Annotated in this window: 15 protein-coding genes; 10 read left to right on the forward strand and 5 right to left on the reverse strand. The window is 44.6% G+C overall.

Annotated features, from left to right (window positions below):
- Window positions 1-81: 81 nt before the first annotated feature.
- From GCHA_RS12660 to GCHA_RS12670, 3 genes are read right to left on the reverse strand one after another with little or no spacing between them, the layout of a single operon-like run.
- On the reverse strand, window positions 82-753 hold the full coding sequence (locus tag GCHA_RS12660; RefSeq protein ID WP_007988793.1) for a ChrR family anti-sigma-E factor: 672 nt from the start codon (window positions 751-753) through the stop codon (window positions 82-84).
- Window positions 746-1,360, reverse strand: a complete 615-nt coding sequence (locus GCHA_RS12665) for a sigma-70 family RNA polymerase sigma factor (protein ID WP_039992445.1) — start codon at window positions 1,358-1,360, stop codon at window positions 746-748. Before GCHA_RS12665 ends, GCHA_RS12660 begins: the two co-directional genes overlap by 8 nt.
- A gap of 56 nt (window positions 1,361-1,416) precedes the next feature.
- Entirely contained in the window at window positions 1,417-1,983 is a 567-nt protein-coding gene (locus GCHA_RS12670; protein ID WP_007988797.1) for an LON peptidase substrate-binding domain-containing protein, read from the reverse strand.
- Window positions 1,984-2,144: 161 nt separating this feature from the next.
- Between GCHA_RS12670 and GCHA_RS12675 the strand changes: the two genes are divergently transcribed.
- From GCHA_RS12675 to GCHA_RS12705, 7 genes are read left to right on the forward strand one after another with little or no spacing between them, the layout of a single operon-like run.
- Window positions 2,145-2,567, forward strand: a complete 423-nt coding sequence (locus GCHA_RS12675; protein WP_007988798.1) for a nuclear transport factor 2 family protein — start codon at window positions 2,145-2,147, stop codon at window positions 2,565-2,567.
- Window positions 2,564-3,280, forward strand: coding sequence for an SDR family NAD(P)-dependent oxidoreductase (locus GCHA_RS12680; RefSeq protein ID WP_007988800.1), 717 nt, complete (start codon window positions 2,564-2,566; stop codon window positions 3,278-3,280). Before GCHA_RS12675 ends, GCHA_RS12680 begins: the two co-directional genes overlap by 4 nt.
- A gap of 16 nt (window positions 3,281-3,296) precedes the next feature.
- Entirely contained in the window at window positions 3,297-4,568 is a 1,272-nt protein-coding gene (locus GCHA_RS12685; protein ID WP_039992502.1) for an NAD(P)/FAD-dependent oxidoreductase, read from the forward strand.
- Window positions 4,568-5,308, forward strand: a complete 741-nt coding sequence (locus GCHA_RS12690) for a DUF1365 domain-containing protein (protein WP_007988804.1) — start codon at window positions 4,568-4,570, stop codon at window positions 5,306-5,308. Before GCHA_RS12685 ends, GCHA_RS12690 begins: the two co-directional genes overlap by 1 nt.
- Before the next feature lies 1 nt (window position 5,309).
- Window positions 5,310-6,563, forward strand: coding sequence for an SAM-dependent methyltransferase (locus GCHA_RS12695; protein ID WP_007988814.1), 1,254 nt, complete (start codon window positions 5,310-5,312; stop codon window positions 6,561-6,563).
- A 3-nt stretch (window positions 6,564-6,566) separates the two neighbouring features.
- Window positions 6,567-7,091 carry a chalcone isomerase family protein gene (locus GCHA_RS12700; protein WP_496196113.1) on the forward strand — a complete coding sequence of 175 codons (525 nt, stop codon included), beginning with the start codon at window positions 6,567-6,569 and terminating at the stop codon, window positions 7,089-7,091.
- An 8-nt stretch (window positions 7,092-7,099) separates the two neighbouring features.
- Window positions 7,100-7,657 (forward strand): DUF3833 domain-containing protein, encoded by a 558-nt coding sequence (locus GCHA_RS12705; RefSeq protein WP_007988817.1) that lies wholly within the window; start codon window positions 7,100-7,102, stop codon window positions 7,655-7,657.
- 140 nt (window positions 7,658-7,797) lie between these two features.
- Here the strand turns inward: GCHA_RS12705 and GCHA_RS12710 are convergent, their stop codons facing one another.
- Together GCHA_RS12710 and pomA are read right to left on the reverse strand one after the other, a co-directional pair.
- Window positions 7,798-8,715, reverse strand: coding sequence for a flagellar motor protein MotB (locus GCHA_RS12710; RefSeq protein WP_007988819.1), 918 nt, complete (start codon window positions 8,713-8,715; stop codon window positions 7,798-7,800).
- Between the two features lie 3 nt (window positions 8,716-8,718).
- Window positions 8,719-9,483 carry a flagellar motor protein PomA gene (pomA, locus tag GCHA_RS12715; protein WP_007988820.1) on the reverse strand — a complete coding sequence of 255 codons (765 nt, stop codon included), beginning with the start codon at window positions 9,481-9,483 and terminating at the stop codon, window positions 8,719-8,721.
- A gap of 339 nt (window positions 9,484-9,822) precedes the next feature.
- On the opposite strand from pomA, the gene xseB reads away from it, so the two are divergent.
- From xseB to dxs, 3 genes are read left to right on the forward strand one after another with little or no spacing between them, the layout of a single operon-like run.
- Window positions 9,823-10,074: an exodeoxyribonuclease VII small subunit gene (gene xseB / locus GCHA_RS12720; RefSeq protein ID WP_007988821.1), complete on the forward strand. Its 252-nt coding sequence runs from the start codon at window positions 9,823-9,825 to the stop codon at window positions 10,072-10,074.
- Entirely contained in the window at window positions 10,074-10,964 is an 891-nt protein-coding gene (gene ispA / locus GCHA_RS12725; protein WP_007988822.1) for a (2E,6E)-farnesyl diphosphate synthase, read from the forward strand. The genes xseB and ispA overlap by 1 nt, the downstream gene beginning before the upstream one ends.
- A 45-nt stretch (window positions 10,965-11,009) precedes the next feature.
- Entirely contained in the window at window positions 11,010-12,875 is a 1,866-nt protein-coding gene (gene dxs / locus GCHA_RS12730; RefSeq protein WP_007988823.1) for a 1-deoxy-D-xylulose-5-phosphate synthase, read from the forward strand.
- Window positions 12,876-12,912: the final 37 nt, after the last annotated feature.

Here is a 12,912-nt window from a genome sequence, read left to right on the forward strand (position 1 = left end):
GTCAGCACTCAATTCAGACATAAAAAACGCGCCAATGAGCGCGTTTTTTTATGGCCTTAGCAATGTCCCAAAAGCCAAAATCTACTTAAAAAACAACTGACTAAACGGGTTTAATAAGCGGGCTAAACCAGAGGTAAAATACAAAGGTTTATCAACCATGGTGAACACTAAGCAGCCTTCATCCGCCTCAGAAAACGGCATGTGCTTGTTGGTGCTGTCCATAATGGTAAAGTCGCCGCAGTCGTAATCCGCTAAGCCATCACTGAACTGGCCATCAATGACCAGTGTGAATTCTGTTCCTTTATGGGTGTGCTCTGGCACCTTGCCGCCCTTTTCCATATAAATAAAGTTAGCTTGACCTTCTTGGCCTAAATCCACTGGGGCTTGCCACAATTTACCGACTAGGCGTGACCAATTACCTGTTTTCTCGCTATAGCGTGCTAAAGCTCTGGGCAATTCAAAGCGTTTCCCATCAAGCTCAAGTATATTTGAAATGGCTTTAACTTCAGGTACTTCAAACGCAGGAGACTGCATTATCTGTTGCAACATATCGTTGTAATCTGGAGGTGTGTCAATCACATCAGAGCTAGCCGAAAACACTTCGCTGCCAATTTCCTCTTGTGCTTGCATAACCAGTGCTTGACAGCGAGGACACATATCAACATGAGCCGAAACCATCAACGCTAAATTTGTTGGGCATGTACCTTGTGCAAAAGCACGAAGATGAACTAAGTCTGGGTGAAAATTAATCATTGTCTTTTAACATCTCTTTCAAACGCTGAAGGGCAAGGCGCGTTCTAGATTTAACCGTTCCCAAGGGGATATTGAACTGTTCAGCTACTTCCTGTTGCGATTTTCCCTCAATATAAATCGCTTCAATCACTTCACGCTGCTTTTTCGGCAATTCCTCGAATAAAACACCAAGTTCCTGAAGCGTAATTTGTTCATCAAGTGACACTTCATTTACGTCTGCGGTTTGTTCACACAGCACTGGCCACAAATCGTCGGCGCAAATATCCTCTTTGCGATTACGCTGCTTGCGCAACATATCGAAGCGAATGTTTCGAGCAATGGTGAAAATCCAGGTAGAAGGCGCGCCTTTTTCAGCGTTGAACAAATGAGATTTTTGCCAAACATTTGACATCGTGTCTTGCACTAGCTCCATCGCTAATGCTTCATTGCCCATCTGTTTGAGCGCGTAAGAACGAAGGCGTGGTGCAAAGTAATTAAACACTTCGGCAAACGAGCGTTGACAACGTGATTGGCCAACTAACACCAAATAGGCCGACATTTCATCAGCACAGTCTTTAGGGGCAACAACGTGTGAATGTTTTGATTCCAAAGGGATTCCGACTAGCATCACTTTCCACCGGTATTGTATTGATACCCTTTATACTGGCTTCATTGTGAAAAAGATCATTTCACCAATTGTGTCAAATATTCGACCGTTTTGACATAGTCTCTTTGGATCATTAGCTGCTGCTTTTTCTCAGCCGAAACCGGCAACAATTCAAGCCACCGATAGACAACCCACAAGGGGTCATCAAATCGAGGTTCTGGATAAAGATCTTTAATTTCGGGGTACTTGTTGAATATGTCTATCAAGCGTTGCCGTACAAGGGCTGAATCGGTTTTTGACTCAGGTTGCCACATCTCTGACCAAATGCATTGCCCTACTCGCAAACCATCATGCTCTGTGACGACCTGCTCAATATTAAAACACTTGTCACCCTCAACCGTTATCCCTAGTAAACCGTCGTCGAGCATATCGAAATCAATCACCTTTACGTGAGTCCCAACTGCGTGAATATGCTCGTTTCGCTCTTTATCGCCCTTTGCGTTTAGCATACAAACCCCAAAGCCGGTTTGCGTCGCACAGGCATTTTTCACCATACGAACATAACGTGGCTCGAAAATCCGTAACGCCATACGCCCCTGAGGCAAAATATGTGCGGATAAAGGAAACAAAGGTAAAGTAATCATATTCTAGCGACATCGATTTTTGCTGGTTGATATGCCTTGATACGCTTGCTCAAGAATTTAGATCGCTCTGACATAGGTGTTTTTTTAGTGATCTAAAATGCTCACTTTCCATTAATAATTAAAATACATTCCCGTAAACACACTTTTGACGGACACAGCACATGGAAGCAATCGCGCATTTTGTCAATTTTTATAAAAAATTAGACACTCAATCCCTCGCTGAACTTTCAAACCTTTACAGCGAGGACATCAAGTTTGTCGACCCTGTCACCGAGCATAATGGTTTAGCAGCTGTTCATCAGTATTTCGAACAATTACTCGAAACCGTCAATGAATGTCGTTTTGATATTTCTCAAGTGAAGGATAATACTCCGGATGTTGTGGTGAACTGGGTCATGCATTTTTGCCACCCAAAACTTAAAGGCGGTAAACAGATCAGTGTTGAGGGCATTAGCCAGTTAATCATTACCGATGGCATAGTTAGCTACCAACGAGATTACTATGATTTGGGTAGCATGCTGTACGAACATATTCCTTTAATGGGCTCGGTGATTCAATTTTTGAAAAAGCGACTTGCATCATGAAACGAATACTTGTCACAGGCGCCACCTCCGGAATAGGCGAAGCGCTGGTAAAGCTCGCATCAAACAATGGCTATGAAGTGATCGCTTGCGGACGCAACGCGGAAAAGCTAACCCGCCTTAGTGCTCTTGAGCATGTCACCACAGAGCAATTTGACGTCAGCGATAAACAGCAAACACGACTTAAATTAGCCTCTATTGACGCAGATATTTATGTGTTGAACGCTGGCGTATGTGAGTACGTTCAATTAGACGATTTTGAACCTGACATGTTTAGACGCGTATTTGAAGCCAATTTTTTTGGTGTCGTGAACTGTATTGACGCCCTACTCCCGAAATTAGTGGCCGGTAATCAATTACTCATCGTTGATAGCATGGCGCGGTTATTACCCTTCACACAAAGCCAAGCATATGGGGCAAGTAAAGCGGCCTTGCATTACCTAACTAAGACGATGGAAGTGGATTTAGCCCCACGGGGCGTGATAGTTCAAAGTGCGTCACCCGGCTTCGTTGAAACGCCGCTAACAGATAAAAATGACTTTGATATGCCGATGCAGATAACGGCAAAAGAGGCGGCAGAAAGCATTTTAAAGGGCATTCAAAATCAATCTAGTAGTCTATATTTTCCAAAAATATTCGGCTTTATTTTGCGCTTTCTTTCACACTTACCAAACTCGATGAAAGTCGCCTTAAGCAAACGCATGAAAAACAAATAACGGGATGCAAACCAAGATGTCTAAACGAATTGCCATTGTCGGCAGCGGTATTTCAGGTTTGACCTGCGGCCATTTACTCCATAAAAATCATGATATAACAATATACGAAGCCAACGACTACGTAGGCGGCCATACCGCAACGAAAGACGTTACGGTCAAAGGGCGAGATTACGCGATAGACACAGGCTTTATTGTTTACAACGATTGGACCTATCCCCACTTCATTAAGCTAATGAATAAATTAGGGGTCAAAAGCCAGCCAACTGAAATGAGTTTTAGCGTTAAAAATGAGACGCAAAACCTTGAATACAATGGCAATACAATCAATAGTTTATTCGCTCAAAGACGCAATATAGTTCGCCCGCTATTTTGGCGTATTGTTAAGGATATCTTGCGCTTTAACAAGCTGTGTAAATCACAGAACGTAGACGCGCTTCCTCAGCAGCAAAACTTGTTTGGCTTTTTGACTGAGCATCGCTTTAGTGATGCGTTTATTTACAATTACATTTTACCTATGTGCGCGGCAATTTGGTCTACCAGCGTCGAAGATATTAAGGCATTCCCATTTAAATTTTTTCTGCGTTTTTTTAATAACCATGGTCTTTTGAATATTACTGACAGGCCTCAGTGGTATACCTTGATTGGCGGTTCACGAGAATACATTGCCCCGCTGACCGAAGGTTTTGAAAAAAAAATAATGCTCAATGCAGCTGTTACCTCGGTAGCCAAAACAGAGCTAGGGTATCAAGTCAATAGTTTGCGGGGCAGTAGAGAGTTCGATGAGGTGATATTTGCTTGCCATAGCGATCAAGCGTTGGCGATGCTAGACAATCAAGATATTCCGCAGCGAGAAACAATAAACCACATTTTGGGAGCAATAAAATACATTCCCAACGAGGTCGTACTGCACACTGACGAAAGCGTATTACCTAAACGGAAACTCGCTTGGGCCAGCTGGAACTACAGCATTTGTGACGCCCAAAATGCGCACTTATCACCCGCGGTATTAACCTACAATATGAACATACTGCAATGTATTGATTCTAGTACCACCTTTTGCGTCACCCTTAATGATCGCCAATCGATAAACGACAAAGATATACTTGGTGTGTACCACTATGCCCACCCACAATTCAACGACGATGCCATCGAAGCTCAAGCTCGGCGTAGTGAAATATCAGGTGTAGCCGGTTTACACTTTTGCGGCGCGTACTGGTTTAACGGCTTTCATGAAGACGGCGTTCGCAGTGCCTTGGATGTATGCCAGCATTTTGGTGAAAGCTTGTAATGCAAAGCGCTATTTATCAAGGTCGCGTATTCCATGCGCGTCATTTTCCCAAAAAGCATGCGTTTAACTACGACATCTTTCTCATGTGGCTGAAATTAGATGAGATACAAAAAGTTGAACAAAACGTGCGTTTTTTTTCAATGTCTAGATGGGCACCACTGCGCTTTAAACGACAAGATTATTTAGGTGACAACAGCGAGCCGCTGCAAGATAGTGTGCTTAAACGTATGAACGAACTCGCCGATAGCCCAAACGAAAATCCACTGTGTGGAGATGTCTATTTACTAGGTCAAGTACGTACATTTGGCCTGTATTTTAGCCCAGTAAATTTTTATTACCTGCGTCAAAGCGACGGCTCATATAGCCATATGTTAGCAGAAGTCAGTAATACACCGTGGAATGAGCGCCACCACTATTTGGTCGATTTAAACCATCAACAAGATTCCCAAAAAGCGTTTCATGTTTCCCCTTTTAATCCATTAGACATGCACTATCAGTGGTCAGTTAAGCAGCCAAATCAAAAGCTTAATTTAACCCTAAAGTGCGTGAAAGATATTACTCATTTAGACACAGGATTAAATTTAACCCGCGTCGAACTGAACTCAAAATCCTTAACGCGCGTACTAATGTCAATTCCTAGCATGGCGCTAAGAACGGTAATCGGGATTTACTGGCAAGCCATTAAACTCTTTATTAAACGTGTGCCTTTTTATGGTCACGCAACGCAAGGTAAGAAGTAATATGATGAATAGCGAACAGACACTCCAAGCGATCGAGTCTCTTTCATGGCAAGACAAAATTAGCCGCCAAATCATGTTGAAAATATTTGCTAGCCTACCCGAAGGCGAGATGGTTATTAAAGAAAATGGCGTGCTGGTTGATGTTTTTGGTGAGAAAGGCTCTGACCTACACGCAGAAATTAACTTTATCGATTTGCGCGCCTACCGCCATTTACTTTTTGGAGGCAGTATCGCCTCTGGCGAGACCTACACTGACGGCATGTGGACAACACCTAACTTAACCAATGTTATTCGTATTTTCGCTCGAAACTTGCCCATGTTAGACCGCTGGGAAAGCAAGATGGAATGGCTTGCCTTACCGCTTAGAAAACTCAGCCACTTGGCTAGGCGCAACTCAGCTAGCCAGGCCAAAAAGAACATTGCGGACCACTACGACTTAGGCAATAAGTTATATACCCGTTTTCTTGATGAAACCATGATGTACTCTTCGGCTATTTATCCCCATCAAGATGCTGACTTGCATCAAGCACAGCAACACAAACTTAAAACCATCTGTGAAAAATTACAGCTCAGCGCAAGCGATCACCTACTAGAAATAGGCACTGGCTGGGGCGGTCTAGCCGTTTACGCAGCTAAGCATTATGGTTGTAAAGTGACTACAACGACCATTTCTGAAGAACAATATCGTTTCGCTGAGCAGTGGGTTGCCAAAGAAAATTTACAAGACAAGATAACGCTACTCAAAAAAGACTACCGATTGCTTGATGGGCAATACGACAAACTCGTTTCGATTGAAATGATTGAAGCCGTTGGCAAAGAGTATTTACCCACATTTTTCGAGCAATGTTCTAACCGGCTAAAAAAAGATGGAGTCATGTTATTGCAGGCGATCACCATCAGTGATCAGCGCTTAAACAGCTATGCAAAGAGCGTTGATTTTATCCAGAAACACATATTTCCTGGCGGTTTTCTGCCCTCTCAGCTGTTGATTAATCAACATCTTAAAAAACACACAGATATGATGATCCGCGATCTGCATGACATTGGCTTAGACTACGCTAAAACCTTACAGCATTGGCACCAAGCCTTTAATAACAATATCGACGCCTTAGCCAAAGACGGCTACGACGAGCGCTTTAGTAATATGTGGCGCTACTACTTCAGCTATTGTGAGGGTGGTTTTCTAGAACGCACTATCAGTACTGTACAGCTGGTGTTGAGCAAACCCGCTTACAGCGCCCCACTTAGCCGTTAACCGATGAAACCGTTAATTTTTCTGGCGTTTAAGTGCGCACTGTTGTTCCCTGTTATCTTAAGTGCTTCGCCAATAGATGCGCTGAAACCAGTGGGTAGCGCAAAATTATCCGTTGTTTTTTGGGACATATATCAATCAACCCTCTACAGTGATGACGGTACGTTCACCAGCGACGATTTACTCCCAGAAAGTCACAAACCCCTTGCCCTAAACATTCAGTATTTACGCGATATTGAGGCAGATGAGCTAATAGAAGCCACCGCCGATGAATGGGACAAATTAGGCGTGGAAAAAGCAACCTACCAACCTTGGTTAAACCAACTTGGCGCAATATGGCCTGATATTCAGGAAAACGACGAGCTGTTATTTGTACTGAAGCAAGCTGAGGGTGGCGTATTCTATTTTAATCAAAGCGAGATAGGACGCGTCGAAAGCGCTGAGTTTGCTAAGCAATTCTTGCGTATTTGGTTAGATCCTCAATCTAGTTACCCTAAATTACGCAATAAATTAATCGGCCAGGCAAAATAGGAGCACATATGACCGCCTTAAAAGTGTTGGCATTATCAGCAAGCCTTGCTGTCGTCAGTGGTTGCAGCACGTCAATTGATGATTATCGCGACACAACCCCTACCTTCTCTTTAAAGAGCTATTTTGATGGTGAGCTGACGGCCTGGGGAATAGTGCAAGATTATTCAGGGAAACTTACCCGGCGTTTTTGTGTTGATATCATCGCCACATGGCAAGGAAATAGCGGCCAACTTCACGAATCATTTTATTTTAACGACGGCACTCGCCAAACCCGAATATGGAACGTCAATATTGCACCAGATAAAAGTGTAACAGGCACCGCTGGGGATGTTGTAGGCCAAGCAACTGGTCAGTCCCAAGGCAGTGCTTTTAATTGGCAATACTCCTTAACGGTACCTATTGATGGCACTGAGTATGATTTTGCGATTGATGATTGGATGTACGCCCTAGATGACAAGCGTATGATGAACCGCTCGTACATGAAAAAGTTTGGGGTTACGGTTGCGGAGTTTTCAATATTTTTCGATAAAGGCGCGCGTCTTCCCTCTTGTGAGTCACAAATGTAAATTAATACAGAGAAATAGAGGAGACAAAAAAGCGGCATATATGCCGCTTTTTGGATTTGAATTTATTTACTAAGCTAGCGCCACTTTGCTAACAGCTGCTTTACTAGGAAAAACGCTAACTGCGCTTAGGTTAACCCCCCCTATTCTACTACGGATATAGGCTCAGACTCTTTCGCTTTACCTTGTTTAACCGCTATTTCAACTCGGCGGTTGCGGCTTCTGGCCTGAGCGTCATCTTCACCTAACAAAGGAGCCGTATCCGCTTTACCAATGACAGCCATGCGTCCCTCGTCAAACCCTGGCGCTTTACGCAACTCTTCAGCAACGGCTACCGCTCGCTGTGCTGATAAGTCCCAGTTAGAGCGATACAATTCATTTGAAATAACCAAACTGTCACTGTGACCGGAGATCTCAATATCGCCTGGCATGTCCGCCAGAAGCGTCCCTATTTTGCGTAGAATGGGCTTAAACTGAGGCTGTAAAAATGCAGAACCGGCAGAAAAGGAACCGTTCTCTCGGATACGGATGATCAATTGCTGACCCAGCGATTCCATTTCAATCGCCCCATCCAAAATTTCCTTTTCTAGCTGCTGTGCCACTTTCTTCATCTGTTTAGCCACTTCTTCTTGGCTAGCCGTGGTTTTCGCACTGGACTGTTCGCTCGCCGTTTGCTGAGCTGCACCGCCTTTTTGCTCGCCCCGTTGTTTTTGGCGCCCACCAGCGGAGTCTTCGTTGCCAGCTTGAAATTCCAACATTTGTTGGGTCATTTCTATGGTTTGCTGCTGAATCGTTTCAATGGGGGTAGGATCAGGTCGCCCGGGCCTAAACTCCATCGCGATCACGCTGGTGCCTTTTGGAATATCTTTTACTTCAATTTTGTTTTGCACACCAAACGCAAACTTCATTGAGCCGGCAATTTGTTTAAACTTGAGCACGTCCATTTCAGAGAATGACAACAACAAAACGAAAAAGCACATCAACAGTGACATTAAATCAGCGAATGTCCCCATCCACGCGGGTAGCCCTGCGGGGGGGCATTTTGGGCATTCGTCTTCCATCAGTTATGCATCTTCTGTGGCGCTACCGCGCTTACTGGCTGCAAGGTAATTTTTCAAAATACCTTCAATAACACGAGGGTTTTGACCATCTGCGATACCGATAATACCGTCTAGAATAAGGCTTTGATTTAGTTTCTCTTCCACGGCTCGGTTACCTAGTTTTTCTGCGATAGGTAAACACACAACGTTAGCTAAAACAGCGCCGTAAAGTGTGGTTAACAGTGCAACAGCCATCGCTGGGCCGATTGATTTAGGATCGTCCATGTTAGATAACATCGCCACCAAACCAATCAAAGTACCTATCATTCCCATGGCGGGCGCAACATCACCCATGCCTTTAAATATGGTGGCACCGAATTCATGACGCTCAGTGGTCATCGATATGTCTTTGGCCAGCGTCGCACGCACCACGTCTACATCGTGACCGTCTACGAGCATATCGACACCCTTTTGCATAAATTCGTTTTCAATTTGCGCTTCTTCTAAAGCTAAGAAACCACCTTTGCGAGCAGCGTCAGCCATTTCAACGATTTTTTCGATTTGAGATTCAGGCGATTCAATTTTGAACATAAAGGCTTTGCCAGCCACTTTACCCGCCCCAAAAAATTGCCCGAGCGTGAATTGGGATAACACAACGAACAAACTACCGCAGACGACGATCAATATTGAAGGCACGTTAAAAAACATGCCTAAATCACCGCCCAGCACCATGGCCATGATCACAAACCCAATTGCGCCAATCATGCCTATAAGGGTTGCTAAATCCACATTGTACTCCCATCAAAAAAGTGTGTTACGCGAAACAAAAAATGGCCCAGCTCTTAAAACGCCTGCACATGAGCTCAAAAATTTGCAGAGTGTGCATTTAGGTTGTTGACTTGGTTAATCATTTTATCGACAAAGTTTAAATAATCTATAGTACTTAGCGATAATTCCTATCTAATCAAATACAAACTACCCCACTGTTCTTGTGATAAGCAGGCAATCAAGAGACAATCCGTGTCAGGTTAGCGCGCGGCGCTATGAAAAAGGTTTGACCACTATTTACCCCTCAGGTAAGGTGCGCTCAACTCGCAAAAGAGCACGAAATATAAAGAAGCCAATACTATGACCAGTCGTAAAAAAACCGAAAACTTGAGCTTTGAAGAATCAATGCAAGAGCTCGATAGCATAGTCAATCAAATGGAAGAAGGTGAGCTAAGTTTAGAAGATGCGTTAAGTCGTTTTGAGCGAGGTGTACAATTAGCTCGCCACAGCCAAAACAAACTGAAACAAGCCGAACAAAAAGTTCAGATATTAATGGGTCAAGACGAGCAAGCGCCGCTGGCTGATTTCGACCCCGCCAATACGCAAGACTAATGACATTTGATACCCAACAAAAACGTGTACACCAGCGCGTTGACGCTTTGTTACAAGCGCAGATAAGTGATCTTGATGAGCACGCCCCTCGACTAAAAAATGCTATGCAATATGCCCTGTTAATGGGTGGCAAACGCATGCGTCCCTTTTTAGTCTACGCCGTAGGTGAAGCACTCGGCGTATCGGAGTCTGATCTCGATGCGCCTGCTCTGGCCATTGAGTGCATTCATGCTTATTCCTTGGTACATGATGATTTACCCGCCATGGACGATGACGACCTGAGGCGTGGTCACCCTACCTGCCATATCCAATTCGATGAAGCGAATGCCATATTAGCCGGTGACGCCCTGCAAACATTGGCTTTTGACATTATCATTAATTATCCATTGTCAGATTTTGCCAATCAGCAGCGTATAGAGTTGGTGCGTATCCTGAGCCGAGCATCAGGTTACGACGGTATGTGTGGCGGTCAGGGGATCGATTTACAATCTACCAATACACTTATATCTCAGCAGCAATTAGAGCAGTTACACAGCAAAAAAACCGGTGCTCTTATCATCGCAGCAGCAAAAATGGCAGCGACCCTGAGTACCTCTATCAGCGACGAGAGTAAGGCGCTACTAAGCCAATACGCCAAGACCATCGGCTTAGCGTTTCAAGTGCAAGATGACATTTTAGATGTAGTAGGCGACTCAAAAACGCTTGGGAAACCCCAAGGTTCGGATCAAGAACAGAATAAAAGTACCTACCCTGCACTGCTTGGTCTAGAAGGTGCGCAGGCTTATCTTGCCCAACTTCATCAAGAAGCGCTTCAAGCTTTGACTGCTTTACCTTACAATACGCAGGTGTTGAAATCATTTACCGATTTCGTCATTCATCGTAATCATTAATTACGAACGATACATCATCAAATAATAATAGTAGAAACGTACCTCATGACCCTGGATTTAGCCCACTACCCGCTTTTAGCTTTAGCGGACACGCCCGAGCAATTGCGCGAGCTTCCTCAAGATAAACTAAAACAAGTTGCGCAAGAATTACGTCAATATTTACTCACCAGCGTAAGCCAAAGTAGTGGTCACTTTGCCTCAGGGTTAGGCACAGTTGAGTTAACCGTTGCACTGCATTATGTGTATAACACCCCATTCGACCGCCTCATTTGGGATGTGGGCCATCAAGCTTATCCGCACAAAATTTTAACCGGCAGACGTGATCGTATGCCGACAATTCGCCAGAAAAACGGCTTGCACCCTTTCCCTTGGCCGAATGAAAGCGACTATGACACCTTTGCTGTAGGGCATTCATCTACTTCCATAAGCGCTGCTGTAGGCATGGCAGTTGCCGCCGAGAAAGAAGCGTTGGGCCGAAAAGTCGTTGCGGTTATCGGTGATGGTGCCATGACAGCAGGCATGGCATTTGAAGCCCTTAACCATGGCGGTGACATAGATAAAGACATGCTAGTTATCTTAAATGATAACGAAATGTCGATATCAGAAAACGTAGGGGCGTTAAACAGTCACCTCGCTCGTTTGCTAACAGGTAACTTTTTTAACTCTATTCGTGACGGTGGCAAAAAGCTACTCAGTAGCGTACCGCCGATTAAAGAGTTTGCTAGCCGCGCAGAAGAGCACATCAAAGGCATGGTAGTGCCAGGCACTATCTTTGAAGAATTAGGCTTTAATTACATTGGTCCCATAGACGGGCACGATGTTAACGGTGTGGTAGATACGCTTAAGAACATGCGCAATATCAAAGGTGCGCAAATTCTGCACGTGGTTACCAAAAAAGGTAAAGGCTATGAGTTAGCCGAGAAAGACCCAATTAAGTTTCATGCCGTTCCCAAGTTCAACCCGTCTGCTGATGGCTTGCCCAAAGCGGCCCCGAGCGACCCGACATTCTCGAAAATATTCGGCCGTTGGTTGTGTGACATGGCAACGCAAGACCCTAACCTAATGGCAGTCACGCCAGCGATGCGTGAAGGCTCTGGCATGGTGGAGTTTTCACAAAAATTCCCTGAGCAATATTTTGATGTAGCCATTGCGGAGCAACATGCAGTGACGTTTGCGGCAGGGCTTGCAAAAGAAGGCCAAAACGCCGTTGTAGCGATTTATTCAACGTTTTTGCAACGTGCATACGATCAGGTAATTCACGACGTAGCGTTGCAAGAACTGCCAGTGCTGTTCGCCATTGACCGTGCCGGTTTAGTGGGCGCTGATGGCCCTACCCATCAAGGTGCGTTTGATATTCCGTTTTTACGCTGCATTCCAAATATGGTGATCATGACACCTGCAGATGAGAATGAATGTCGTCAAATGCTCTACACAGGGCACAAACTAAACAAACCAGCCGCTGTACGCTACCCAAGAGGCTCAGGCACAGGTGTTAAACCTGATACCACTATGCAAGCTTTAGAAATAGGCAAAAGCCGCAGTATTCGCCAAGGTGAAAAAGTGGCTATTTTGAATTTTGGTGTGCTGCTACCTTATGCTGAAAAAGCCGCTGAGGTACTCAATGCGACTGTGATTGATATGCGCTTCGTAAAACCGCTGGATACTGACGCAATTGCCAAGGTTGCCAAGGATCACGAGTTACTCATTACCCTTGAAGATGGCGCTACCACAGGCGGAGCAGGCGGTGCGGTGGCAGAATACTTGTTAAGTACTGTGCATACGAGTCGATTACTGCAAATTGGACTACCTGATGAGTTTATTATGCAAGGTACCCAAACAGAAATGTACGCTGAAATAGGCATGGATGACGCTGGTATTATTGCTAAAGCGCAAGCGTTCTTGAACCAATAAAGCCCATTTCAAGGCTGTCGTTTATTGATTAAAAGCG

Origin of the sequence: Paraglaciecola chathamensis S18K6, from assembly GCA_000314955.1 — a bacterium.
Lineage (GTDB): Bacteria > Pseudomonadota > Gammaproteobacteria > Enterobacterales > Alteromonadaceae > Paraglaciecola > Paraglaciecola chathamensis.

Coding starts and splice junctions, on each gene's coding strand:
- GCHA_RS12660 (WP_007988793.1), bottom strand. CDS start 753: ATGATTAATTTTCACCCAGACTTAGTTCATCTTCGTGCTTTTGCACAA.
- GCHA_RS12665 (WP_039992445.1), bottom strand. CDS start 1,360: ATGCTAGTCGGAATCCCTTTGGAATCAAAACATTCACACGTTGTTGCC.
- GCHA_RS12670 (WP_007988797.1), bottom strand. CDS start 1,983: ATGATTACTTTACCTTTGTTTCCTTTATCCGCACATATTTTGCCTCAG.
- GCHA_RS12675 (WP_007988798.1), top strand. CDS start 2,145: ATGGAAGCAATCGCGCATTTTGTCAATTTTTATAAAAAATTAGACACT.
- GCHA_RS12680 (WP_007988800.1), top strand. CDS start 2,564: ATGAAACGAATACTTGTCACAGGCGCCACCTCCGGAATAGGCGAAGCG.
- GCHA_RS12685 (WP_039992502.1), top strand. CDS start 3,297: ATGTCTAAACGAATTGCCATTGTCGGCAGCGGTATTTCAGGTTTGACC.
- GCHA_RS12690 (WP_007988804.1), top strand. CDS start 4,568: ATGCAAAGCGCTATTTATCAAGGTCGCGTATTCCATGCGCGTCATTTT.
- GCHA_RS12695 (WP_007988814.1), top strand. CDS start 5,310: ATGATGAATAGCGAACAGACACTCCAAGCGATCGAGTCTCTTTCATGG.
- GCHA_RS12700 (WP_496196113.1), top strand. CDS start 6,567: ATGAAACCGTTAATTTTTCTGGCGTTTAAGTGCGCACTGTTGTTCCCT.
- GCHA_RS12705 (WP_007988817.1), top strand. CDS start 7,100: ATGACCGCCTTAAAAGTGTTGGCATTATCAGCAAGCCTTGCTGTCGTC.
- GCHA_RS12710 (WP_007988819.1), bottom strand. CDS start 8,715: ATGGAAGACGAATGCCCAAAATGCCCCCCCGCAGGGCTACCCGCGTGG.
- xseB (WP_007988821.1), top strand. CDS start 9,823: ATGACCAGTCGTAAAAAAACCGAAAACTTGAGCTTTGAAGAATCAATG.
- ispA (WP_007988822.1), top strand. CDS start 10,074: ATGACATTTGATACCCAACAAAAACGTGTACACCAGCGCGTTGACGCT.
- dxs (WP_007988823.1), top strand. CDS start 11,010: ATGACCCTGGATTTAGCCCACTACCCGCTTTTAGCTTTAGCGGACACG.